At 39.0% G+C, this 24,673-nt stretch carries 20 protein-coding genes and 3 pseudogenes; 19 read left to right on the top strand and 4 right to left on the bottom strand.

From position 1 onward, the window contains the following. Window positions 1-159: 159 nt before the first annotated feature. The 3 genes from PARC_RS20995 to PARC_RS21010 all read left to right on the top strand — a co-directional run bounded on the left by PARC_RS20995 (window position 160) and on the right by PARC_RS21010 (window position 4,705). The gene (locus tag PARC_RS20995; protein ID WP_010554746.1) at window positions 160-1,371 is read left to right on the top strand and encodes a ParA family protein; all 1,212 of its coding nucleotides are present in this window, start codon (window positions 160-162) and stop codon (window positions 1,369-1,371) included. A 4-nt stretch (window positions 1,372-1,375) separates the two neighbouring features. Then, window positions 1,376-2,458, top strand: a complete 1,083-nt coding sequence (locus PARC_RS21000) for a ParB family protein (protein ID WP_010554745.1) — start codon at window positions 1,376-1,378, stop codon at window positions 2,456-2,458. 1,521 nt (window positions 2,459-3,979) lie between these two features. Further along, window positions 3,980-4,705, top strand: coding sequence for an NYN domain-containing protein (locus PARC_RS21010; RefSeq protein WP_010554743.1), 726 nt, complete (start codon window positions 3,980-3,982; stop codon window positions 4,703-4,705). Window positions 4,706-5,179: 474 nt separating this feature from the next. On the opposite strand, the pseudogene PARC_RS21885 reads toward PARC_RS21010, so the two are convergent. Then, window positions 5,180-5,314, bottom strand: a pseudogene (locus PARC_RS21885) (hypothetical protein); the annotation flags it as partial. Between the two features lie 47 nt (window positions 5,315-5,361). Between PARC_RS21885 and PARC_RS22025 the strand changes: the two are divergent. The 11 genes and pseudogenes from PARC_RS22025 to PARC_RS21070 all read left to right on the top strand — a co-directional run. Next, window positions 5,362-5,569 (top strand): annotated as a pseudogene (locus PARC_RS22025) (transposase); the annotation flags it as partial. Window positions 5,570-5,695: 126 nt separating this feature from the next. Next, window positions 5,696-5,830: an IS66 family insertion sequence element accessory protein TnpA gene (gene tnpA / locus PARC_RS21955; protein ID WP_010554742.1), complete on the top strand. Its 135-nt coding sequence runs from the start codon at window positions 5,696-5,698 to the stop codon at window positions 5,828-5,830. A 151-nt stretch (window positions 5,831-5,981) separates the two neighbouring features. Beyond that, a complete protein-coding gene (tnpB, locus tag PARC_RS21030) occupies window positions 5,982-6,278 on the top strand; it encodes an IS66 family insertion sequence element accessory protein TnpB (RefSeq protein WP_010554741.1) in 297 nt (98 codons plus the stop codon). Window positions 6,279-6,316: 38 nt separating this feature from the next. Further along, window positions 6,317-7,840: pseudogene (gene tnpC, locus PARC_RS21035) on the top strand (IS66 family transposase). A gap of 608 nt (window positions 7,841-8,448) precedes the next feature. Continuing rightward, window positions 8,449-9,564 (top strand): PD-(D/E)XK nuclease-like domain-containing protein, encoded by a 1,116-nt coding sequence (locus PARC_RS21040; RefSeq protein WP_010554738.1) that lies wholly within the window; start codon window positions 8,449-8,451, stop codon window positions 9,562-9,564. Window positions 9,565-10,113: 549 nt separating this feature from the next. Continuing rightward, on the top strand, window positions 10,114-10,374 hold the full coding sequence (locus PARC_RS21045) for a hypothetical protein (RefSeq protein ID WP_010554737.1): 261 nt from the start codon (window positions 10,114-10,116) through the stop codon (window positions 10,372-10,374). An 874-nt stretch (window positions 10,375-11,248) separates the two neighbouring features. Next, entirely contained in the window at window positions 11,249-11,758 is a 510-nt protein-coding gene (locus PARC_RS21050) for a hypothetical protein (protein WP_010554736.1), read from the top strand. Continuing rightward, a complete protein-coding gene (locus PARC_RS21055; RefSeq protein WP_010554735.1) occupies window positions 11,739-12,488 on the top strand; it encodes a hypothetical protein in 750 nt (249 codons plus the stop codon). The genes PARC_RS21050 and PARC_RS21055 overlap by 20 nt, the downstream gene beginning before the upstream one ends. Beyond that, window positions 12,488-14,911, top strand: a complete 2,424-nt coding sequence (gene mobH / locus PARC_RS21060) for a MobH family relaxase (RefSeq protein ID WP_010554734.1) — start codon at window positions 12,488-12,490, stop codon at window positions 14,909-14,911. The genes PARC_RS21055 and mobH overlap by 1 nt, the downstream gene beginning before the upstream one ends. Window positions 14,912-14,957: 46 nt before the next feature. Then, the gene (locus PARC_RS21065; RefSeq protein ID WP_238142588.1) at window positions 14,958-15,380 is read left to right on the top strand and encodes a TraB/VirB10 family protein; all 423 of its coding nucleotides are present in this window, start codon (window positions 14,958-14,960) and stop codon (window positions 15,378-15,380) included. Beyond that, entirely contained in the window at window positions 15,380-15,631 is a 252-nt protein-coding gene (locus tag PARC_RS21070; protein WP_010554732.1) for a hypothetical protein, read from the top strand. Before PARC_RS21065 ends, PARC_RS21070 begins: the two co-directional genes overlap by 1 nt. Before the next feature lie 879 nt (window positions 15,632-16,510). Here PARC_RS21070 and PARC_RS21075 read toward each other — a convergent pair. The 3 genes from PARC_RS21075 to PARC_RS21085 form a co-directional block, all read right to left on the bottom strand. Next, entirely contained in the window at window positions 16,511-16,780 is a 270-nt protein-coding gene (locus PARC_RS21075) for a HipA N-terminal domain-containing protein (RefSeq protein ID WP_238142584.1), read from the bottom strand. Beyond that, window positions 16,780-17,037 carry a helix-turn-helix domain-containing protein gene (locus PARC_RS21080; RefSeq protein WP_010554729.1) on the bottom strand — a complete coding sequence of 86 codons (258 nt, stop codon included), beginning with the start codon at window positions 17,035-17,037 and terminating at the stop codon, window positions 16,780-16,782. The genes PARC_RS21075 and PARC_RS21080 overlap by 1 nt, the downstream gene beginning before the upstream one ends. A gap of 778 nt (window positions 17,038-17,815) precedes the next feature. Continuing rightward, on the bottom strand, window positions 17,816-18,688 hold the full coding sequence (locus PARC_RS21085) for a DNA replication terminus site-binding protein (RefSeq protein ID WP_010554728.1): 873 nt from the start codon (window positions 18,686-18,688) through the stop codon (window positions 17,816-17,818). Window positions 18,689-19,078: 390 nt separating this feature from the next. On the opposite strand from PARC_RS21085, the gene PARC_RS21090 reads away from it, so the two are divergent. The 5 genes from PARC_RS21090 to PARC_RS21110 all read left to right on the top strand — a co-directional run bounded on the left by PARC_RS21090 (window position 19,079) and on the right by PARC_RS21110 (window position 24,463). Then, window positions 19,079-19,954, top strand: coding sequence for a hypothetical protein (locus tag PARC_RS21090; RefSeq protein WP_010554727.1), 876 nt, complete (start codon window positions 19,079-19,081; stop codon window positions 19,952-19,954). 249 nt (window positions 19,955-20,203) lie between these two features. Then, window positions 20,204-20,923, top strand: coding sequence for a hypothetical protein (locus PARC_RS21095; protein ID WP_010554726.1), 720 nt, complete (start codon window positions 20,204-20,206; stop codon window positions 20,921-20,923). Next, entirely contained in the window at window positions 20,920-21,627 is a 708-nt protein-coding gene (locus PARC_RS21100) for a nucleotidyl transferase AbiEii/AbiGii toxin family protein (RefSeq protein ID WP_010554725.1), read from the top strand. The genes PARC_RS21095 and PARC_RS21100 overlap by 4 nt, the downstream gene beginning before the upstream one ends. A gap of 5 nt (window positions 21,628-21,632) precedes the next feature. Beyond that, on the top strand, window positions 21,633-22,304 hold the full coding sequence (locus PARC_RS21105) for a PP2C family protein-serine/threonine phosphatase (protein WP_010554724.1): 672 nt from the start codon (window positions 21,633-21,635) through the stop codon (window positions 22,302-22,304). A 612-nt stretch (window positions 22,305-22,916) separates the two neighbouring features. Then, a protein-coding gene (locus tag PARC_RS21110; protein ID WP_096058044.1) for an IS3 family transposase occupies window positions 22,917-24,463 on the top strand; the annotation gives its coding sequence in 2 pieces (ribosomal slippage) (window positions 22,917-23,376 and window positions 23,376-24,463; 1,548 coding nt in all). Window positions 24,464-24,673 lie beyond the last annotated feature (210 nt).

The raw sequence follows: 24,673 nt of genomic DNA on the forward strand, positions 1-24,673 counted from the left end.
CAAGCCACATTTGCCAACACCTACGGCTTCTTTTTTGGTAATTATTCAATGTGAATAACTCAAATTATAAAACTAAAACAAAAATCAAATACCTCTAAAATACATGGACAACTCAAAAAGCAAGGGATACACTTGTTTTAAATAAAAAGGGATTCATCTATGACCATTGAAAAGACTACTCACATTTTTCAAGATTTAAAGGAAGGCGCTGATCGCTATATAAAAAGACGCAATCAGAGGCTTTTAGTAAATCATCGTAAGGAGCTTAGAAGTTTTACGCGAGCTGAAGCATCTATATATTTAGATATTGATGTAAAAACTTTAGATAGGTATTGCGCTTCACTGGGTATTGACCCACGTAGACACGAAGATGCACAGTGGTCAATTGACATCGAAGAAATTTATAAAGTAAGAGATTCGCTCTCTGTTGAATTACGTAAAGAACCTAAGTTCAAACGTAGTGATAAGCAGAAAGCACAGATTATAGTGATTCAGAATCAAAAAGGTGGTGTTGGTAAAACAGTGTCAAGTGCAACAATAGGTTCAGGACTAGCTACTGAGTTTCATCAAGAGTATCGCGTAGGCCTTATTGATATGGATGGACAAGCTACACTATCAATGTATTACGCCCCTGAATCAGCACAAGAAGGTTGTTTATCTGTAGGCGATCTGATCATGGGAAACTATGAATTAGACGAAAATGAAACTAAAAAAGAAGCTATTTCAAGTGCCTTTTTACCTACTACAATTCCAAACCTCCGTATTTTACCTGCCTCACAATCAGATCGTGGTATTGAGGGGTGGTTTCATGAAGGCGTATTTAGTAAGTCTCTAAGTTCGCCCTACTCTATTTTGAGTAAGATTTTAAATGAAGTTGAAGATGAATTCGATATTATCATAATAGATACCCCTCCATCATTAGGCTATGCAACGTATAACGCTTACTACGCCGCAACCAGTGTACTTTTCCCACTATCAATTACAGAAAATGACATAGATGCAACGTGTTCTTATTTTTCATATATACCGCAAGTCTGGGGATTATTGAATAATGCTAAGCATCAGGGGTATGACTTCATGAAAATACTTATTACAAATCATAAAGACAGTTCAACAACAACGGAGTTACTCAATAGCCTTAATGATAGCTTTTCACCTTATTTATACTCTAAAGAATTTAAAAATAGTGAAGCTGTAAGGCAGGCATCATCTTTATTATCAACGGTGTTTGATATGTCTAAAAGTGAGTACCCAAAAAGTAAAATGTCATACCAAGTGGCACAGCAAAATGCTTATGAAGTAACAAGTCAACTACAGCGCGATATTGTGAATGTATGGCGTAAGCAAGAGCAAGAGCAGGAGCAGGAGTAAAATCATGGCTAGAAAACGTGGAATAAGATCACCACTTGGCAATGCAGTCGGAGCGCAAGATGCAATCGAGTCAGGACAGAAAAGTAATATAGAGTCGCTTGCAAAGCAATTAAAAGCAGAGATCACTGGTTCTAAATTATCACTAATGGATGTATTACAAACCCATCTAGGGATAAGTAATGTTGGAGAGAGTGTATCCTGGAAGTTAAAATCAGGAAAAATAGCGCAATTTGTTCCTATTACATTAAGTTATCAGCAAGTTAAAGAGCTTACTTCGGTCACATTTGAAGTGAATGGTCGAGATCAATCTGGTCTAACCAAAGAATCCCTTCAAGATCTAGACTCATTATGTATACAACAATATTATCCAGCTATAGGCCGAAGAGTTAATGGCGTAATTGATCTGCTAGATGGCTCCAGGCGTAGAGCTAGGTTTTTGCTTGAAGCAGGTAAAATTAACTCATTTAAAATATTAGTCACAGATGACGATATTAGCTCTGGTGACGCTAAAGCATTAGCTAAGCAGCTGCAAGTTAGTAAAGAGCACAACTTACGTGAAATAGGTATGCGTTGTCAGTTAGAAAGTCAGCTTTATGAAAAAAAATATAATAAAAAACTCACGCAATCTGAATTAGCTGAAGAAATGGGCTTAAGCCAAGCCAAGGTAAGTAAGGCGCTAACTGCTGCCTCTATCGATAGTGCTATTATTGAGCTGTTTCCGGATATTTCTTTATTGTCACACTCAGACTACAAAGTATTAAATACAGTACAAAAAACGTTAGGTGAAAACGTAAATGAATTTATAAAGGATATAGAAAGCAATATAATTAATATCAATAGTGAATTAGTTCAAGACGATTATAAAGAAGCTGTATTAAAAATAGTTACAGACGCTATTAAAACATACAAACCTAAGCCAACCGAGCAGGCTATCGTTACTCCACTTGCAAATTTTAGCAAAAAGAATACCTATGCACGTAAGCGCGTTAAAGGTAGAAAATTCGCTTATGAGTTTTCACAGCTAACGAAAGAAGTACAAGATACTTTAGACCAGGCTATTGCTAAAGTGTTGCAAGACTCGCTTTAATTATAAAGGTATTCAGTCATAGCTAATTTATTTTATGAGTGAATACCTTTTAGATTCCTCAACGGGAAATTTGTTTTAAGTTATTGTTTTTAAGTCTCTTTGTGTTTTTTATTTCTAGCTATTCAGGCTGAATAAATCAACAGCATCTAGCCTGACTCATCCCATCGAGAGATTGCCAGAAGTTTAAATATTTCACCTGTTACTAATCACCTTAAAAAGGCCAATGAGTTAGGTTTAATTAATGGCCAAATTCAGGCGCTTCTCATGCAAAAGATGTCTAAGGTAAAATGTTAGTAATACAGTGAACAGCCCCGTTTAGACTACATCCGAGAGGTGTGTATCTGCCCACTTAGACTACACCGTCCTGCTTAGACTGCACTTGCTGAGGCATATTACTGCCCGTTTAGACCACACTTGTTAGGCTATATCTGCCCACCTGTACAGCATCATCGAAACCTCATTATGCCTGATGCGGTATGAATGAGGTTTATACCGAAATAAAAACCATGCGAACACATGGTCCCTAGTTTTATAAGTGTGCTGGGATTAGTGTTATTTGACTGCAAGGATCCTGTTTCGATTCGGCATAGTTTTACCTTGGAGTTACAGGAAGAAAGAAAGTTTAACAATTTATCGCTCGGTTTATAGTTAAGTTTACTGTGCTTATTAAATAGTGCTACTTTCGCTAATACGGCTTTATTCATTGCCATATGAGCATGTAAGTATCTTTGTATCGTCTGTGTAAGCTCATGTACAAGCCACATCGCTATTACCGTGGTGTCCACACCTATGCTAAGTAGATCCGTTGCATTGAGCGCCCTTAGCGCTCAATAAGAGTGAATCAAATTTGGTATCAACCGGCTAAGATAATTGACGCTAGATACAAAGGTCCGTATGAGGTCACGTTATTGTTTTTTTACCCTTGTAGAATGCCAGTGAACTACCCATCGACGCCGCTTCGCGTCGATCAATGGGTTTTCTCGGAAAATTTCGATAAATCATAACCCTTCCCCGTAAATTAATTATTATAGATAACACTATGGTGAAGCAATAATATGTAAGTATCTTTGTATTATAAGGGTCTAGCCAAGTGGTTCGGCATAGTTTTTCTTTCGGCATAAACTGCGAAATCCAACAGCTTAACGCCATTTAATTACATCATGCATCGGCTCGATAAGATTGGTCAGTCTGAGCCAGACATTAAACGATTATTGCCTTGGAACATCGATATCTAGGTGGTGTTTACATCTCTTCAAAGGGTCTTGTATAGTAAACCCTAGCAATGGGAGTATGGACAGGAGTGGCGAACCTTTAAGACTAAAGGAGACCAAGTTTACCCTCTACCAGGGAAAGTTTAGTCAATTAATTTTGGTGAAAGAGCATCACAATGGATATAGAAATCGTTTGAAAGTTAATCATAGGTGCTGGAATTAAATTGTATCAAGCTGAATTTAAAAAATGATTTTGGTCTAAAGTTCAAAAAAAGTTACATAACAAAATTTAAGTTGTAAGGAGGCTTCTTTGAGAGATAAAGAGAAAATTGCGGTATTTATTGATGCAGATAACGCACCTGCTCAAAAGATAGATAAAGTGCTATCCGAATTGGCGCGCTATGGTGTAGTCAACATTCGTAAAGCATATGGAAATTGGAAAAATCAAAACCTGAAGCCGTGGGAAGATGTGCTTCATGAATTTGCAATACAGCCGATGCAACAGTTCGATCTTACCAAGGGTAAGAATGCCACGGATATGGCATTAGTAATTGATGTTATGGATGTTCTGTACACTAAAGACATTGATGTTATTTGCCTAGTGTCGTCCGACTGTGATTTTACCCCCTTGGTAACTCGTTCTTTGGCTGATGGTAAATTTGTGATTGGCTTCGGTGAACGTAAAGCACCGCTAGCTTTCGTTAATAGTTGCTCACGATTCCTCTATCTTGACGAAGATTGCGAAAAAGAGCCCCCCATACAAAAACAAAAAAAGAACATAAAAAGTGACACTAAGTTAATTAATTTGCTTAGGCAAGCAATTGAGGCTGTCGAAGAAGACGATGGCTGGGCCATGTTAGGGCCAATCGGTACGCATATTTCAAATCACGCTTCCTTTGACCAGCGTAATTATGGCTTTAAGAAGTTGAGTGATTTATTTCAAGCTATAGACTTGTTTGAAATGAAAAAAACAAATGGCTCAGTTTTATGGATTAGGGATAAAAAGAAAGCAAAACAACTTAACAAGCCAAGGTAGGGCGCGTTATTAAAGTCCGTAATTGGCACGTGCCAGACCCTAAAATCGAATCTGGCATATATGCAAATTTAAGCATCAACTTATTGTTGGAGTTTTACTTTAGCGATAGACTGCCGGAAGTTTAAATATTTCACCTGTTACTCATCACCTTAAAAGGCCAATGAGTTAGGCTTAAATTAATGGCCAATACCCGTCCTTCTTGGACTGGATTTGATTAAGATTGATTTCTAATATCATTATGCGTACTTTTAAGAAATATTTTATTATTTAATAACATGCTAAGGTTCATGTGAACTACTCGCAACTAAAGCAGCGAGCTTCCAAGATAACAGCCTAAGTCGCTAACTCTTCTTTTTTGACGCTTCGTTGGACACCGCTAGTCGAGATTTTGGCTCGGCTAGTCTTACGATTGCCTCCACGTCCACTATCTGACTTGGTTCGTAGAACTCCACCGTCAGACAACACCATTCCAGTTTATAATATTAGGTTAATTGCCCGTTTCTTAATGACCTGTGATGCGTTGTTATCTGCATTGTCAGTGTTTCCACAGTTACCGCACAAAAATAGTTCTTGTGATCCTCGGTTGTCGGAGTGAGTGTGATCGCACTTGGCGCACTCCTGACAGGTGTAGGCTGGATTTACTTTTAATACGGCTCTCCCTGCTTGATAAGCTCAAAGGAAAATCGTCATACATGCTAAAGCGCGAGTATTGGGGGCGGATAAAGACAATGCTTTGGGGTAATCACTTTTGGTCGCCTAGCTATTGTGTCATGTGGTGGTACGAGTTTGGATGTGGTTAAGCAGTACATCGAAAACCAAAGCACACCACCAAGTGAAAGAGCTATTAAAACATCACGGCTTTAAGTCACAAAAAAGACTAGTTACCTTTTGCGCAATATCGCCCTTAAAAGTAAGCGCGTAATTAGCCCCACATACCAATGTTAATGGCACCTATGCATAATTTACTCAGCATATTAACCTGAGGTAATTATGAATAAGCAGCAAAAAATAAAACACTGGCAAGGCATTTTTGAGCAGCAAAAATCGAGTGGTTTAGCCACCATTCAATTTTGTCGTGATAACAACATTAACGCATCGACTTTCTATGTTTGGCGTAAACGGTAAGGGTTAAAAAGCAACAGGTGATCCCGTTTGTTATTCATGAACAAGCCTTTACGCAACCTTCAATCATTAAACTCACCACACCAAACGACTATCAAATAGACTTCGAGTCGACATTAGCTAACCAAACGCTAGCCAAATTATTGAGCGTACTGTGACACCTTGCACACACCAAGTTTACTTGGTCACGGGGTTCACCGACATGCGCAAATCAATCAATGGCCTAAGTATTATTGTCAGCGATACCCTATCTCTCGATCCTTTAAGCCAAGCGTGGTTCGTTTTTTGTAATAAACAACGCGATAAATTAAAGACTTTATTTTGGGATACCACCGGTTTTTGGCTCTATTATCGTCGTTTAGAACAAGGACGATTTCAGTGGTTGCTATCAGGGTTACCGGTCAGTAATCAAACACGGCACCCGACTTTATCGGGGTTATCGGTGATGTAAATTAATCAGATCGTTTTTTTACTTGAACGATCTTTCCCATGTGTCATGCTATTAAAATGCCAGACACTATTCTCATCACCGAACTACAAAATCAGCTTGCACTTATGCAGGCTAAGCTTGATGCTTTACAAGAAGATAAGGTTGAAATGCAATCGCGGATTGACCACTTGCTTGCTGAGCTTAAGTTAAGTAAATCCCAAAAATACGGTAAAAAAAAGTGAAAAAGCCCCACGGGGCACCTTCAATGAAGCGGAGCATCATAAAACGACTGAGCCGCCTAAACACCATAAGAAAGGCAAACAAACGCTGGCTGAGCACTTTGAACGAGAAGAGGTTGAGCACACCTTAACCGAGTTAACGTGTCAGTGTTGCGGTGAGCAACTACATCAATGTGGTAGTGAAGACAGCGAACAAGTTAAAATTATTCCGGCGAAAGTCAGCGTCATTAAGCACAAACAATTTAAATATGCTTGCAGACATTGCGAGCATGAACAATTGACCAGTAAAATCATCACCGCGCCTAAACCTAAACAACCGATACCGGGGAGTATTGCCAGTCCCGAGGCATTAGCAGCGGTTGTGACAGGCAAATACTGCGATGCCTTACCGCTTTATCGTTTCGTTGAAATACTGGGCCGTGGCGGCCTTGAACTATCGCGCGGAACATTAGCTAATTGGTGTATTAAAGCGGGCCTGCTAATCAACCCCTTAGTAGCAGCCATGCAACGTCACTTGCTTAATGAGCACAGTTTATGTGCCGATGAAACCCGTACACAAGTCTTAGATGAAGGTGACAATCCTAGCAGCAATTCCTACATGTGGGTTTATCGCAGCAATGAGGTTAGCCATGAGCCTGTCGTGATTTACGATTACCAAGCAGGTCGAAGTCGCGCTTGCGCAAAAGAATTTCTTGCCGGTTATCAAGGCTATTTACAGTGCGACGGTTACCGTGTTTATGACGGTATTGAAGGCATTACCCCTGTTGGTTGTTGGGCACACGCTAGACGCAAATATAACGATGCCTTAAAAGCAGAGTCGAAAAACAAAGGTCGAGCGCATAAAGCCATCAGCTTTATCAGCCAATTATATAAACTGGAAACCCAGGCTAAAAACAAACAGTTATCCCCTCAAGCGCGGTATCAGTTACGACAAGAAAAAGCCTTACCCATATTAATGCACTTTAAAGCGTGGCTTGATGAAGCCGAAGGTAAAGTAACGGCGGGGAGTTATATTGGCAAAGCGATAAAATACACGCTTAATCAATGGCCGAAATTAATGCGTATAGTGAAGATGGCGAACTAGGGATTGATAATAATATTACTGAGCGAGATATTCGGCCGTTTACCACTGGTAGGAAAAACTGGCTATTCTCAAAGTCAATTAATGGTGCCCAAGCAAGCGCCACACTCTATAGTATTGTGATGACGTGTCGTGCCAATGACATCAATCCTTATTACTACTTTGTGCATTTATTTAAAACGTTGCCGAATCGAGATGAGGGTGATGATGATTTTACCGACCTAATGCCGTGGAATGTGCAGCTAGACTTCGATTATAGCTAAGCGCACTGCTTAAATGCGCGCTTACAGTTAAACTTGACCTATTTCCCATAGAGCGTGGCTGCATGGCCAAAATACGGGCAGTAACTTGACCTATTTCCCATAGAGCGTGGCTGCATGGCCAAAATACGGGCAGTAACTTGACCTATTTCCCATAGTGCCGAGCTGTATCGCCCAAATACGGGCAGTAACTTGACCTATTTCCCATAGTGCCGAGCTGTATCGCCCAAATACGGGCAGTAAACTTGACCTATTTCCCATAGAGCCGAGCTGTATCGCTTAAATACGAGCAGTAAACTTGACCTATTTCCCATAGAGCGTGGCTGCATGGCCAAAATACGGGCAGTAACTTGACCTATTTTCCATAGTGGTAGCTTGAGGCCACCCATATACATGAGTACCTTGGGGGTTGTGTGCAACAGCAAAGATACACAATTCTGGTGTCACACCATAATTGTGTAACCAATATTTCATATCAAAAATAAAATCATACTGATTAAGCACAATGGTTATTAGTCTTAACTACATGTTTATTATGCCGCTCTAGGTTAGTAGCCTGATTTTCTATCTATGGCATTATGGTCGGCATAAATAGTTAAAGGGTTAAACCAATGTCAGCAGCAAAACAATTAAATTATGGTCTTGATGAGATTCAAGAAGCTATCTCTAATGAAGAACTTGCACCTAAGTTAAGTAATTGGGTAGAAAAAGCCATAGAAGCTTTCGATGCTAATGGCGAGCCTAACTATGTTGATTCTCAAGGCGAGTTAATTGAAGGCATTTACATTAATATGCCTAATGATTTGTACCATAGCCTCCCTGCTTTAAGCTCATCTCAACTTAAAGAATTCAAGGAATCACCGCCTCATTACTACCGTAGATATTTATCAGGTATTGAAGTTAAGCGCACGCTTCAAACTCAACGCACATTAGATGCAGGTACACTTGGCCATGAGCTAATTCTTGAGCCAGAAGACTTTTACAATAAATACTTTAGAGAATTACTACCTATTGATGAGCCCGATGCATTGCATACTGAGGCGCAAATTAAAGCTGAGCTGGAAAAGCATAATCTAAAAACAACAGGAACTAAGGCTGTTAAAGCTGAGCGATTGGTTAAACACGATCCAAATGCGAAAGTTTTTGAACATTTATTACGACTTAATCGCGAAAAAGAGGGCGCACAAAGCACCGCAATAATAGAGGGCGAAGAAAAAACATTGTATGGCGGTAAGCTGGGTGTTGATGGCCAAGTGTGGGATAGCGCTATACGTATAGTTAAATCTTTAAAAAATGAACCACAAGCTGATGCGTACATTAATTATGGCTTACCAGAAGTTGCCATTATTTCACGCTGCCCACGTTCAGGTTTACTTTTGAAGGTTAAATTCGATTGGCTTAGGTTTGATGATGAAGCCGCTGATGTAAAAACTACTCGCTCTGCTAATCCAGATGATTTTTCAAGACAAATGCGCTCGTTGAAATACGACCTACAGCAAGCTTTTTATACTTATGTAGCAAGTTTGGTGGGTATTCATATTCGTCGCTTTTTGTTTGTTACTGTCGAATATGCGTCAGCAGATTATTGCCAACTATTTAAAATTAAAGATACTCGCCTTGCTAAAGCGTTTGAAGAAATGCATCAAGCCAAAGATGAATTTGTAGAATGTAAGCGCACGGGGAAATGGTTAAGCCGCTACAGTGGCTCAGTTATAGAATTAGATTAAAAAATTTACAATGTAGTTTTTGGGTAGCTGTAATTTTATAAGTTACGGCAAATTCACACTACAGCATGAAAGCGGCACGATACTCATCCGAACTTTTCAGCCTTAAACAAAGCGTTATTAATTTCCACCTTATTGATATGCCCAATAAGGTCGCTAAGAGGCAAAGTAATGCAAAAAACGCATCTTCACATCCAAAGAGCTAATCCCGTTACAATGCAATAATTTGTTCAGCCAGAGCATACACCCGGTAATTAAAAGCTTTAAATATTAGAGCACCCCAAAATGGTACCTCTAAGGTTCTTTAATAGTTATTAGTTAAGGGAGGTAAACCAAAAACACACTCTACAACATTAAAGCGGCACGAAAGCGGCACAAAATGGCACTGCTCAATTGCGGATAGTGAGCATGTTGCAGGTGTGGCCTAAAAGCGGCACGAAAACGGCACAATATGGCACTGCATAATTTCGGATAGTGCGCATGTTGCAGGTGCGGCCTAAAAGCGGCACGAAAACGGCACAATATGGCACTGCATAATTTCGGATAGTGCGCATGTTGCAGCTGCGGCTTAAAAGCGGCACAAAAGCGGCACAATATGGTACTGCTCAATTGCGGATAGTGAGCATGTTGCAGGTGCGGCTTAAAAGCGGCACAAAAGCGGCACAATATGGCACTGCTCAATTGCGGATAGTGAGCATGTTGCAGGTGTGGCCTAAAAGCGGCACAAAAGGGGCACAATATGGCATTGCTCAATTTCGGATGGTGAGCAAGTGGGTGGTATGGCATAAAATAAGCTTAATTCTGGCCACATGACCCTTATTAATCAAACTGAGCAGCTTAGTGCTGCTTTAATTGATGAACTGCGATACTCATTTAGTCTTTAACTCTTATTAAACACTCCTACGCTTTAACAACGTGTTCATCACTTCTTCTTGATTAATATGCACAGTAAATTGATTAAGATGCACTCCAATACGAATCTTTACACTTAGTGCAGCTAAGCCTAATACACTTCAACCTATCAAATTAATATAAAGGGGCATTATCCTTAACTGCCCTCAATTAATAGGGTGAGAATTTTTTTCCGCCCATTCTTCGGGCATTATCGCTTAAATAAAAATATAAGAGTTATGAAAACTGCCCACAATTAATAGTGAACTATCTCTTAAACTGCCCGCATGAGGGCACATTTGCTTAATTTGGAAAAGATAAGCCAATTTTCATGCCTATTAGAATTTAAAATTAGTAAAACAGGAAATGAATAAAAATAAAAAACTGCCCTCAATTAATAGGGTGAGATTTTTTTTCCGCCCATTCTTCGGGCACTTTCTTTAAATTAAAAAAAATAAATCATTAAAACTGCCCTCAATTAATTAGCGCGACATACAAACTGCCCACTGAGGGCAGTTTATGAGAATCTACTACATTACCAATGATGACTAAGGAATACATAAAAGTAAAAAATAAAATAATACCCTAATTAATTGAGGGCAGTTTCGACCAAACCGCCCTTTTAGGGGCACTTTCGCAAAACTGCCCTCAATTAGATTTTAGGGCAGTTACACAAAAACAAACCCCCACCGGTAGGTGCCCGAAATTTACAGCATGCATTTACACCCTCTCTATTTTTTTTCTCTTTTGGATATTTAGGTAAAAATAGCTCTATGGAAAAAGAAAAGGTTTAAAAATGAAAGCAGAAGCATTAGAAGTTCAGAAGTATTTAACCGACAAGAAGGACGACCTAGCTTTACAGCTTGATTCGTTAGTAGATGGTTATTGGATTGCTTGGCGTGACAGGAATAGAAAAATCATAGCCCAAAGCGCTAACTCTGACTTAAACGCTAAAGTTGGCAAGGTTGCACCGAGCATTCGCATATACAAAACAAAAAACCATAACCGAATAACGCTCAGATGGAGAGTTTACGACAATAGCTGGGCTAGGCTCAATGTTGCCAAAAGCAATAAGCAGACACTCCGCTATGCAAATGAACTAAAGCGCAATAAGGATGGCACTACAAGTCGATTCCAATTAGTAAAAAACGCAGAAAGTTGGGAGGTTGAATTTATAGATAAATTCCTAAGTGAAGCTGAACCCATAATCACGCTAATTAATATTATTCATCAAAGCATAAAATTACTAAATAACTCAAAAGCACTAGAAGCAAAGGAGCTAGAACATGGCGAAGAAAACAAGTGATTCAAGATCAACTAAACCATTGCAGAATGAACCAGCACAACATAAGTCGGTTACGAAACATGCAGGTAAAATGAAAACCATCTCGACGAAAATCAATTATGAAACTGACCATACTCATTCATATTTGAAGCTCAACGAACATAAAATTTTAAATGCATTTGAGCGATTGGCTGCAATTTTACGCATGGCAAAAACCTCAAACGCTGCGTACACGAGAATATCCCAATGGCATTCAGACGTTAACTTGGCCGTTGCTCAAGTTCAATTAGATACACTTCATGAACAAAGAGTAGAGAAAGAGAAAAACTTCCCAGTCACAGGCGAGTTCTTAATTAACACACCGGATAGCTACTTTATGGAGTTTGAAGTATCACATCCGGTAGGCCTAACTATTACTCAGTTAATTGTTGCCATTGATAAGGAGGTAAACGCAATTGAGAAATTATTCATGTTTGGGTTCTTAGACGACCTTGAGTATGAGCATGCGTGCAAGCAAGCAGCTGCGATTGTGACTGGTGTTACAGACAGAATAATGAAAGTGACCTCGCCGGGCAAACGCGAAGGTGGACAATTTCAGCCACGTTACTATTTAGAGTTTTTACGTGATCCACACTTCAACATGCTTTCATTGTGTGCGCTTCCTTACGAAACAGCCAAGATGATTCTGACTGAAGAGCAAATGAAATTAATTATCAAAACCAAAGAAGATAGTACGAGCAAGGTAGCCTAATGTCATTCGTATCCTCGATGAAGATGTTATTTGGTTTATCCACTTCTACAAAACCGAATTCTGGTGATGTAGAAGTGCTTAAAGATGAACCTGAACCACTCCAGTTGCAAACAAATGTAACTGGAGAAATATATTTAGACATTTACAACAGGCGGGTACACGATGCTGAGGCTCAATTTTACCCACCTAAAGTAAATGGTCTGAGCGTGTTTTGTGTGGATGCCATTTTAAAACGTTATAAGGACCAAATTATCGCGCTTGAGCAACATGTAGACATTGGTTTACATAGAACTACTGAGGATGGAGTTAATCTTTTTGAAGCGCGATATTTGAATGTGATTCGCAAGCTAGCAGAATATGTTCACATGTTACCTGCATCTGAATACCATCATCATTCGCAGCCAGGCGGATTATTTCGCCACTCGCTAGATGCCGCTTTAATCGCTTTACGTAAAGCTGACAACCAATTGCCTCCGACAGTTGGCAAAGTAGATTTAGATGCACAACGCCGCGTGCGTTACATGTATGCCGCGTGGGTTGGTGCACTTTTACATGATACCGGTAAAATTCTGACAGATATGCAGGTCAGTGCGTATACAATTTATGACGACAAAAATAATCAAAGTGTGCCTATCGCGAGTTGGGATAAACCAATTAAACCTTGGATACCGCAAATTGAAACTTTAATAGAATGGGCTACCCGTAATAAAGTAGAGCGGTATTTTGTTCATTTTAGGGCCTCCCGCGTGCACAAGGAGCACGTTTCTTCTGGCGCTACCCTGCTACCACACATATTAAAGGGAGAGGGCTTAGAGTTTATTATGGACTCACCTGATGACTTGTACAGCAATCTAACGTCTGCCCTAAATGGATATGCACACATAAATGGATACCTAGCTACTGCGATTAGATTTGGTGATTCGGTTTCCACTGCAAAAGATGTAAAAACGATGGCAACGTCGGCTTTTGGTACTCTAAAAAAATCCAGAATGATGTCCATTGTCGATACGATGCGAAGCCTTAAAAGCAAATGGAATTTTAACGGAGAAAAAAGCCATGCTTTTGTAATTGGAGATTGTGTTTTCATACGTTGGCAATCTGCGTTTGATGGAATTCTCAAAGCTGCACGCGCTAACCAGTTCGATGCTCTACCAACTGATACAAAATCACTATTAGGAATGATGGAAGATTTCCGCATAGTAGAGCCATTCGATAAAGAAAATCGCTTTGCACTATTTGCTATAGGTAAGTTCACTGAACAAGATGTTATCAACATCATTGACGAAAAAATCAGCATTAGTTGGATTGAATTAATCAAGGTGGTGTATCGCGAGTGGATATATGATTCTGATCCAGTACACCCAAATTTGGAAGGCTTACTTTACCTAAGTACCTCAAAAAAATACTTCATTACAAAAGAAGATGGAAGCTTTACGGAACTCAGCTTTGACACGACAGCACTTAACGAAGAAAAAGAGACTGAAATTGAAGAAACCACCGAGTTACATGACAAAGTTTACATTAACACAACTAAACAGGCTGTGGCTGGTGAAGCTGATGTAGAAAATATGAAAGAAAAGCACATCACACCTAAAGATGAAATGGATAGCGGTAAGCAAAACAAAGGCACGGCTAAAAAGAAAAAATTGCCAAAGCCTAAAAAACCAGAAAAAGCGAATGTAACACCAATTGTATTTGAGAACAGCACCGACACTTCTATTGAGCAAGCTGAACCAGCGAAACAAGCTGAGCAAGCTGAACCAGCGAAACAAGCTGAACCAGCGAAAACTGAAAAGGCAACACCACCAGCTGTGAAAAAAGAAAAACCTATATCAAGCAACTATGTTTTGCATATAGATAATAAATGGTACGTAGACGTAAAAAAATACGTTGAAATCCATAACACCAATCAAATCGAAGCTGGGGAAGATCTATTAAGTAAAGGTTTTATACGCCAAAAGTTAGGTAGCTCTTCCCTTGCAACACTTGTTAGGCGTCGAAAATTAGAGTCTTTAGTTTGCTTTGAATTAACACCTTTAGGTCAGTCGTCGTTAACTGGTGCTGTGAAGGGCGACACAGCAAATAGTAAAGCCGTTAGCACCAAATCTACAAAAGCAAAGAGTAAAACAGTTAAGAAAAAAGTTACGGCCGGTAAAGCGGGTTCTAGTTTGCCTTCAAGTGATTCAACAGAGTTTGAATATACGACTACAAGTATCAAAGGGAGTCTCGGTGAAATCCTGTTAGCTAATAAAATCAAAGTTACAGGTGGGCAAGAATATATAGATATTATATTAAAAAACGTGGCGCTAGATAGCGATTCTAACCCATCATTTATCAAGGGGGTACGAATAAGCAAGATTATCCAAGCAATGAAAGTGAACTATAAACATGACGTTAAAATAAACAGGAGCCGGTATTGGTAACTTAGCAAGCGAACGTGTTGAAATCCGTGCAGAAGCAATTTCATGTATTACGAATGATGGCCAAGCCATTGAAAAATCATTAACTGCATATGCTGTGTCTAGTTCAGATGGTTTAACCGGTATACGTGGCACTGTAATCGAGCGTAGTGGCAAAGCGATAGGTAACTCTATCAAAGCAGGCTTTTTATCTGGTTTTGCAAGTGCAGCTGCCCCGCAGCAAGTACCTTCGATTAATACTGAGCTTTCTGCATCTACAGTATGGCAAAGCCAAAACCTAAACCAGTACGCTGGCGCAGGCATAATGGAAGGGGCAAGTAGCGCAATGGAGCGTGTAGCGTCATATTACTTAGCAATTGCTGAGGCTATGTGGCCAGTTATCGAGATCCCAGCAGGTATCGAAGTGGATTTCTTAGTTCAAAAGGGGATGACCTTACAATTAAACCAAGACGATATTAAGGACCTAAAATAATGGCCGGTTACATAACAAAACTCATTTTAGCCACCAGCGTTGCTACTTTACTGTTGGTAAGCGTTAAAACTTACCAACAGACAAAACAAATAGCGCAGCTGCAGAAACAAGTAAGCAAAAAATCATCTCAAGTGATCGCCTTAGATGGCAAGCGATTAATTGATAAGTTTATGCGTGACGGAAATTCACAAGGCGAGTCAATGGAGGCCTTCGCGCTATTGATAAAAATGATGGAGGATGAGGGGTATTAATTATTGATAGCAAGCAAACAATAACAGCCCCTACAAACAAGCAATTCAAAGATCTACGCGTAAGCGATATAAACGCGATGGCAATAGATAAGGGTATAGATATAGTAGCGTTTCAAGAAGAAATAATTAAGCAAGCCACGGTGGAAACGGAAAAAATGATAAAGGAGTTGGAAGCACTGCAAAGGTAGGTTTTAAAAAGGCCAAATACCCAACGGAGAGTAGTGTTGGATACTCGGCCTAACCCTTAAGAGATATAGTACGCATTCCAAACATTTAGGCTACTGATTGGAAAAAGGTACAAATTAACTTAAAAAAGTGCGCAGTAATTGGAAAATTAACATTTAAAGAAGGCAAAGCATAACGAAGAAATAACAATAAAATAACATTGCTAAGCAATAGAAAAACAAAAACCGACATTAAAGTCGGTTCTAGGAAGGTTTTATCTTTATGTAATGTTGTAAGCAACCAGCGCCAACTGGTAAGTCCCACTTAATCTAAGGACAAGCTTATACTACATAAAAATAAGGTCAAGGGCTTTTTTGGCTAAAATTTAAGTTATAAGTGTTTTTTTATGAAAATTACTCTATCTGATCGTAGCATCAGACCATGAGCGACACTGTAATAACAGGTCGCTCTGTGCATAGGCATTTGACTCCGCATTTCGATTTTAAAGCTAAAAATCCAATTGCTAAGCTGCTTATTGCTCGTATTGAAATGCATGATTTCAAACTTAATACGTTCTTAAACAAAGCGCGATACGCTGGTGGCATGGTCAATCTTGGTTTCAGTACCATCGCACTAGCGGCGCGAACTAACCGTATGCGAATAGAAAGAGAGCAAACCCTTCGCGAAACGATGAAGGCGTTAGTTTACTGTGCTTCATACAAACCCTATTCCGACTCCCTGTTTGAAATTAAAATGTCCATTAAAGCTAAAGCCCTCTGGTAAGTTCTGTGAAAAGATAGGATGCAGAGAACCTGAAGAGTAACCGTCTATACCTTTTTTTGTCATTGTTAACGATATGTGCTGCTTTTCTTGTGTCGGCTGGTAATGATGAGTTGAGCCATGAGTTAATATACCAAGCTCTGTATTGTTAGTGCACACGGTAGTATTTTTAACTTTACTGGGTAAGTTTGGATTTGTACTCATTATTCATCCTCTGAGAATATATTTTCAATTTCATCCCAATCAGGTAGCGAATACTTTTTTTGAGAAACATCAAACTGTAAATCAACAGCATCGAGCAAGCGATCAAAAATATCGAAAGAACCATTAAATCGGCCATTTTCAATTTCTGAAATTGTTGTTTTATTAATGCCGGATATTACTGAAAGCCTTTGCTGTGTATAGCCTAAAGCCTTTCTACTTACGCTGACTTTCTTCCCAATTTCGACTCTGTTAGCCATACAATTACCAATAGGATTTATTATGCATCTGACATTGTAACCTAAAATGCCAGCTGTTATCTATATAGCTAACAGCAAGCTAAAAAACCATTGTGTTAGCCATATGGCTAATGTGGTGATTCAGTTAACTCTGAGTCTATATTTATTTGGTAACTAGAGGTTTATGAGTAAATGTCTGCAAAACTTCCTCAAAAAGAGTTTTGATTTAAATCCCTTAATTTCATTTACTTAAGGTTTTATTTTGAAATTATTCAACCTGAATAAATCAAATTTATATTACAGGCTTTAATTTAGACTCTTTATTGAATTCAGCTTAGGCTTAATGATACTAACCAATTTAATGCTCATATCGGTCACGCTTTGTAACTCTATGCTTTAGGGGTAACGTATGCGTTATCATGTACTACATAGATTATAATACCTTTAGCAACTTCATGTACTTAGCATTTTTTAAAGTGATAGAGTGAACTCGAGTGTTAACCTTGGTCTTCTCACTTAGCCATAGAATCTAATGGCAGAAAGACAGCCTCTACGGTTTTTAAAGGACGCTGAGAAAAACCTCAGGCATAAATAGCGCCAGCTATCTAGGAAAGTAAAGGCGCGCTAACCTAGTGAAAGCACGATTAATTTTTGTTAAATATCATTGTCAGTTCGCAAGTTGTATTGCCTATCTTGTGGCACTACGGATATAGAACGGGACCTAAATGCCGCCATTAATATCTGTGATAAAAGTATTAATCGCGGCTGGACAGTCATTTATACTTATTAAAGCTGCGCACTACCGAGCTGAAAAAACCTCAATAGTTAGCCCACCAAAGGAGCCGATAACTTCTGATGCCACTTTATCAGAGCGTATTTTTCTTTGTGATCTAGCATCAAAATCAGTTAAAGCTTTAAGCTTAAGATCATTACTTTGAATTATGATTATAGGCATTGGTGCTGTTACTGTTTTTATTCCAGCATCAAAACGTATATTTGCTGCCGGTTGTACGCGAACCTGCCGGCGTATCCTAAGCAGCTCCCCAGGAGTTTGCTTAATTTTATTGATCAATTGCTCAAGAGGTACGCGGTATTCTGGTCCCGTTCTATCAAACTCCTCTTCAATTTTAAGTAAAAGGTCTTTTTTAACCGGCTTTGATAGCGAGTCTTTTCTTTGCCAGGCGAACCGAATTGATTGAATGTTTTGCTCTGAATAACATCGAATATGCCTATATAGGTGCATAGTCATAATACCAGGGCACTCTGCGCGAAGCGCTTCAAACCGGTCTTGCCTTGTTTCATACGTTTGAATGATATGGTTTTCGATATCCGTTTTTGCCGCGTTTATTTTATCCACCAGCTCAGGGATAGTAATGCTTGTTGGGTTTTGGGCAGGGGAGAGCCAAATAACGCCGACAGTGCGCCGCGCTGATTTTTGTGAATAGCCTGGTTGTATGTAAAGGTCTTGGTAGCAGGATGCCGCGAGTTCACCAGCCTTATGTCCGGTATGTTCTTCTGCTGCAATATATTTAACCGGTTCACTTTCCATTCCCTTTGAGGTGCAGGGTAGTGGGTAGGCAAGAGCGGCTAATGGCTGCGTATGTGTGAGAATTGTATTGAGAGAATGGATATTGTTTTTTAACTCATCAAACCGATCCGCGATAAAAGGCATGGCATGCACTCGATATTTGTAGTGATAGAACAAATTACAGTTAATAGGTTAAGACTAGACCATCATGCAATATAATGGAAGTTAACCATGAAACTCTTTTAATATTAACTTTTGTGGTACTACTTTGGCTGGCCTCGCCCTGAGATTAGAATGAGAAAGAGAGAGAAAAAATAGAAAAAGCAATGAAGTTGGCCGGGAAGGAGCTCGGGGTTAAGGGTTTGTTTATTACAAACCCTTAAATGCATGATGGTCTAGCTGAGCCCTTCCTTGAAAGGGTCGCTCATTGTTTTTTGCTCGTTAGCCATTATGTGACTTTTCAAAGTTTAAAGCAGCATAACAATTTATTGTTCATGATAATATTACTCAAATAAAATATACGGAATATAAAATATGCATTTTTTAAAAAACACAGCTTTAACGATTTCGGCGCTAACCTTAACTGCTTGCATGTCAACTCAGCCGCCTGTGATAACAATGCAGTCAAATGACGTTTACCAGTTTAATGATAAATCTAGCTTTGCATTAAATGTAGCTAATATGACCCGCAAAACAGCTGGGCTATCTGATGTTGATTTGCCTGAAAATGCTCAGTTTAAATCGAATAATGCGTTAGTTGGTGCCGAGTACGCTCTAGCATTTCTTTCAGATGGATTAATAGACCTTGCAGGCAGCATGGGAGCGCAATCACAAGCAGATAGAGCATTTAACTGGAAACCTATGCTTGTTTTTTTGGGTGAATTAAACGAACAAGACCTTGATGCTTCTGCGCTTAATCTTGTTGAAAGCGGTTTAAAAGAAACGTTTAATAATATTGCTGGTACAGAGTACGTTGGCATTGCCAGATCAGACAACGCCAGAGATAGTAATAACTTCATGTATTTTTATAAAGGTGGCGCATTGTGCAACGCCGAAACGCGCAAACTTTACATCTATACTTCACCTGAACCACATCCTCACTTTGTCGATTATGACCCCGCTGTTTTTAACGGTTCATGTGCTTCAGCTGTAAAAATAGAGGTTAATGGTAAGGTGAATTATAACGGTGAAGTAAAAGACGTTGTAACTATGACGATCCTAAATGGCTATGAGGGATTTGACAGTATTGCCGTTGCTACAGCTGGCTTCTCTATAGTACCGAAAGAGTATGGTGTTTGGGGTGCTGATATAAAGTACACAGTGCCAGCTCCCTACGTTGTTCATAATAATACGATGTACTTGTTCAGCACCAGCAATAGATCTTATAAGTTAAATAATTCTGTGAGATGAGAGTTATCAATTGTTAGTCGGCTGCACTGCTTTCAACCCACTTGTAGGTGAACAGTAAAGTTTGAAACTTAAGCACCAGATAGCTGCGGGTTAGAAATTAAAAAAAGATAGACTGCTTAGAATGGCTGAACTCACAACAATAACCGGCGATATGAAACAATTAGCTAAAGATAACTCTTGCCATTTAAGTGTTGAAGTGGTAAACATCTGTTTTCTGTTTGCGAACAGCGAACATCCATAAGGAGAGCTATGCTAAAAAATCAAGATTTACTTGTAGTACTTAAAGTCCTTAGTTTTGAGGAATCAAGCCATGAGTCATTATCGCTAACAAGAGAGTTACAAGGTGAGGCATGGGTGCACCTCGGTAATGATGTAGAAAAAATTAGTCAGTATGACATTAAGCAAGAGGAGTTAGTCGTATCAAATGAATTAGAAGATTTTGATTTAAAAGAGCTATCAATTATTGATGAATTTTTACAAGGATCTAAATATGAATTTGATAATCAATGGACATACCGTAAGTTAGCTCAACATCTTTTCATATCTTTAAGTGAAGCAAATAATGCTGTTAAGCGAAGCATTGATGCGGGTTTATTATTCCGGCTAGGTTCTAAAAGTATTAAAGTAAACCGTACAGTACTTGTAAATTTTATTCGTTATGGTGCTGGAGTTTCATTTTACACTGAGCCTGGTCGTATAGTTCGTGGGATACCTACATCATACGCAGCACCTGTTTTTAAAGAAATATTTGCAAGCTCTAACGTAACTCCCCCTGTCTGGCCATGCGCTAGGGGAACTGCTAAAGGGGTCGCTATAGACCCATTATATAAATCTGTAACAAAAGCAGTAATGATTGATAGTTGGCTATACCAACAGCTTGCTCTAGTGGATATATTTAGAATAGGCACAGCTAGGGAAAGGGAGCAAGCACTTCCTTTTCTAGAACAATTAAACAAAGGAAAGATATGAGAACTCCAACAGAGCATGAATTAATGCTAATGAGTGTTGCTGATGCACTAGGTGAGAATCTACTAGGATTGGTTACTTTTGTTGGTGGTGCAACCGTTTCATTACATCTTGATGATGCACAACCAATAGATATTAGAAGTACAAAAGATGTAGATTTTATTGTTTCTGTTACGAGTACAGCTGGTTATTATTCATTGAGTCAAAAATTAAGAGACGTTGGATTTAAAGAGTATATTCCAGAAGATGATGAAGACGCACCTATTTGCCGATTTGTTTGTGATGGTATCCTTGTTGATGTAATGCCAGATGATGAGAGTATTCTTGGTTTTAGTAATGAATGGTTCAAGCCTGGCCAAGAGGATCCTGTAATGTATGATTTACCACATGGGATTCAAATTAAAATAGTTAAAGCAAAGTATTTATTAGCAACTAAGTTAGCAGCGTTTTTTGGGCGCAAAATCGATATTTTAGAAAGTAAGGATGCAGAAGATATATGTATTCTAATTAATGGCAGAGATGCTTTAATAGATGATATTTTTCAGGGACCGCCCGAATTAATCATCTATATTCAGCAAAATATGTCAAATTTTATGGCAGATAGTCAATTCGAATATCTTTTCGCAAATGCGTTAAATGCTGAAGAGCCTGAACGAATTGATATAGTTTTAGAACGGTTCCATCAATTAGCATCAGGGAAGGTTTAAATGGAATGACAAATATAATTTGTACTGGGAAAGGCCCTGCGCAGCCAGTTAATGCAGATACAGTAAAAGAATGGAGTATTCCAAATGGTAATGTTTACCTTGTATGTGATGGTATTAATCATAATCAAAAAACATTAGCAGCTGTTAATGTTTTCGCGGAAAACTTAGCTAAATCGAATTGGACTAACATTGTTAATCCTAAGCAGTTGTTAAGGAATAACATTTTTGAAGCACTCCACTTAATGTCACCTGAGCACGACAACCTATCTTTTTGTTGCTGTGTAGCAGTTGTTTCTGAAGAAAAGATGACTTTAGCTCACTGTGGAGATTGTCGGATAGGAAGCCTGACAGATAAAGGTGTTAAGTGGCTAACTCAGGATGATGTGCCGGCCTTAAAACTTTATAATAAGGGAGTAATATCAAAAGAGACTTATGACAAATCTAGGCACTTAATTTCTACAAAGTTGAAAATTGGCTCAAATAACCGTAATTCACTCACGGTACAAACCATGGCGACTGCTAATAATCAAGTTTTGATTCTTTGTAGTGATGGGTTTTGGTCTGAATCTGAATATTTATTAAACACAGATGTATCAAACGTGATTATGCTGATCCAAGAAGAAATTGAAAGATTAGTTTTGCAATCTGAAGATAATTTTAGTGTAGTGATTGTATAAAGCCAGATGAAAGTTGCTTGCTAAATGCTTTAGGCTGAGGTATTAAAAAACGTCAGAAAGAGCCTGTAACGGATTTTGTGTAACTGCCCGTTATGTTTTTACTGAGGCGCTCCTCTAATTTACTATAAGCGTATAGCTAACGTCCAAGGTAACAGTGGATCTAGGTTATTGTCGGAAGACAATAATGTTTGAAACTTTTTTGCCTTCCCAGTCCGTTCCTTTCGTGTCAATAGAAGGTATGTATGACAATAAAGATCAAAACTTAGATTCAATCAACGTGCCTATCCAAAGAAAAATTGTGACAACAAAGATTGAAACTCACTTTTGGACAAAAATGAGTTAGAGCCGAAGGACGGCTCTGTGCCATGAATGGACATTGAAGATTCTTAATGTGTGAAGTCAAGATTTGACCCCATTCGCTTGGAGTCAGCCAGATCAGCGCTGGCTCACCTTTGCCCCAAAATTATTTAGGCGACATTCTGCTTTGTGCTGTGGCTTTAAGTTCATTATAACCAATGATAGGGAAACCCAGAGTTAATCTAAGTTTCTTAAGAGTGTTTCCCCCTGTGTCAGGATAGTTGTCGCCTCTAACTTTTAATAGAGGCAGATAAAATGAGACGTCGATTTACACAAGAATTTAAAGTTCAAGCTGTTGAAAAAGCATTATCTCAATGTGATGATGTTCGCCTAGAAGATATTGCACTTGATTTAGGCATCGGTTATTCAACCTTGCAACGTTGGATAGCGCTTGCTAAAAACCATGAACTTGAAACGGACTATACAGGCAGCCAAATGACATCAGAAAAACGACCACAAGACTGGGATCTTGAAGAAAGACTTAACGCAATTATTGAATGTGGACGTTTGGATGACACAGCCGTTAATGAATACTGCCGTAGTAAAGGGCTTTACCCACATCATATCGAGCAGTGGAAGAAAAATTTTGCTAAAGGGCCTTCAACGAAGCCCGTAAAATCAGACAGTAAACAGCTCAAACAAGAAATTAAGCAGCTTCAAAAAGAGCTTAATCGTAAAGACAAAGCGTTAGCAGAAACAGCCGCCTTACTCGTACTCAAAAAAAAAGCCGATGCGCTCTGGGGTTTCAACGAGGACGATTAACCAGCTCAACTGAGCGTCATGAATTGATAAAGCTCATTACCGACGCGCAGAAATCAGGGGCAAGGCAAGAAAAAGCATGTGAGTTACTTGGTCTAACGGCAAGAACAATTCAACGCTGGATTGAAGCTGATGATATGACAGATAAGCGAACAAGTACGATAAAGCGACCACCTAACAGGCTAACTGAATTAGAGCAACAGCGTATAATTAAGACTGTTAATTCAATAGAATATGGACATTTACCACCCAGCAAGATAGTCCCTAAACTATTGGATAAAGATGTGTGGATAGCATCAGAAAGCTCGTTTTATCGCGTTATGAAATCGCATAAATTATTAACACACAGAGAAAAAGTTAAACCAAATAAAAAGATAAAAAAGCCAAAAGCGCTCAGGGCAACACGTGTAAACGAAATTTATACATGGGATATCACGTATTTGCCAACAGCTGTTAAAGGTCAGTTTTTATACTTATATTTAGTGATGGATATTTATAGTCGAAAAATAGTTGGTTGGCAGGTTCATGACACACAACTAAGCACACTGGCGGCTGATTTAATGGTAGATATTTGCAGGCGAGAGCAGGTAAAGCCTGAGCAAGTCACACTGCACTCGGATAATGGCAGTCCAATGAAAGGGGCAACGTTATTAGCGACATTGCAGGAGTTAGGTATTGTTCCTTCATTTAGCCGACCGTCTGTGAGTAATGATAATCCTTATTCTGAATCGCTATTTAAGACGTTAAAGTATCGCCCGGAATACCCTGAGAAAGCCTTTGAAAGCATGGGTAGCGCAAGAAAGTGGGTTAGCGGATTTGTTGATTGGTACAACGATGAGCACTTGCACAGCGGTATTAAATTTGTCACGCCAAACCAGCGTCATTTAGGATTAGATAAAGCGATACTAGCGAAACGTCATCAGGTAAATGAAATGGCGAAATTACAGAACCCAAGTCGTTGGTCAGGAAAATCTCGAGATTGGACAATGATCAATGAAGTAAATTTAAATCCAGAAAAAAAAGAAGCAATGCGGGCGGCATAAAATTTAACTTGATGCGACAACTAACTTGAAAAACTCCGGTTTTGAGTGAGGGCTGGTTATAGACACTGGGGGATTGTGATGCAAGCATAAACTTCCCGAAAGTATTTAAAGGTAATGTAGTGGTTAAAAATTGATTAATTGGTACATATATATTGATAATATATACTTAACAGCTAGTTTAGCTAAGAATCATTAGAAATTATTAAGGAA

The organism is Pseudoalteromonas arctica A 37-1-2 (assembly GCF_000238395.3).
Lineage (GTDB): Bacteria > Pseudomonadota > Gammaproteobacteria > Enterobacterales > Alteromonadaceae > Pseudoalteromonas > Pseudoalteromonas arctica.

What these genes read in the sequence shown, in the direction of transcription:
- PARC_RS20995 (WP_010554746.1), top strand. Translation starts at nt 160, where the DNA reads ATGACCATTGAAAAGACTACTCACATTTTTCAAGATTTAAAGGAAGGC.
- PARC_RS21000 (WP_010554745.1), top strand. Translation starts at nt 1,376, where the DNA reads ATGGCTAGAAAACGTGGAATAAGATCACCACTTGGCAATGCAGTCGGA.
- tnpA (WP_010554742.1), top strand. Translation starts at nt 5,696, where the DNA reads ATGAATAAGCAGCAAAAAATAAAACACTGGCAAGGCATTTTTGAGCAG.
- PARC_RS21040 (WP_010554738.1), top strand. Translation starts at nt 8,449, where the DNA reads ATGTCAGCAGCAAAACAATTAAATTATGGTCTTGATGAGATTCAAGAA.
- PARC_RS21045 (WP_010554737.1), top strand. Translation starts at nt 10,114, where the DNA reads ATGTTGCAGCTGCGGCTTAAAAGCGGCACAAAAGCGGCACAATATGGT.
- PARC_RS21050 (WP_010554736.1), top strand. Translation starts at nt 11,249, where the DNA reads ATGAAAGCAGAAGCATTAGAAGTTCAGAAGTATTTAACCGACAAGAAG.
- PARC_RS21055 (WP_010554735.1), top strand. Translation starts at nt 11,739, where the DNA reads ATGGCGAAGAAAACAAGTGATTCAAGATCAACTAAACCATTGCAGAAT.
- mobH (WP_010554734.1), top strand. Translation starts at nt 12,488, where the DNA reads ATGTCATTCGTATCCTCGATGAAGATGTTATTTGGTTTATCCACTTCT.
- PARC_RS21070 (WP_010554732.1), top strand. Translation starts at nt 15,380, where the DNA reads ATGGCCGGTTACATAACAAAACTCATTTTAGCCACCAGCGTTGCTACT.
- PARC_RS21075 (WP_238142584.1), bottom strand. Translation starts at nt 16,780, where the DNA reads ATGAGTACAAATCCAAACTTACCCAGTAAAGTTAAAAATACTACCGTG.
- PARC_RS21080 (WP_010554729.1), bottom strand. Translation starts at nt 17,037, where the DNA reads ATGGCTAACAGAGTCGAAATTGGGAAGAAAGTCAGCGTAAGTAGAAAG.
- PARC_RS21085 (WP_010554728.1), bottom strand. Translation starts at nt 18,688, where the DNA reads ATGCCTTTTATCGCGGATCGGTTTGATGAGTTAAAAAACAATATCCAT.
- PARC_RS21090 (WP_010554727.1), top strand. Translation starts at nt 19,079, where the DNA reads ATGCATTTTTTAAAAAACACAGCTTTAACGATTTCGGCGCTAACCTTA.
- PARC_RS21095 (WP_010554726.1), top strand. Translation starts at nt 20,204, where the DNA reads ATGCTAAAAAATCAAGATTTACTTGTAGTACTTAAAGTCCTTAGTTTT.
- PARC_RS21100 (WP_010554725.1), top strand. Translation starts at nt 20,920, where the DNA reads ATGAGAACTCCAACAGAGCATGAATTAATGCTAATGAGTGTTGCTGAT.
- PARC_RS21105 (WP_010554724.1), top strand. Translation starts at nt 21,633, where the DNA reads ATGACAAATATAATTTGTACTGGGAAAGGCCCTGCGCAGCCAGTTAAT.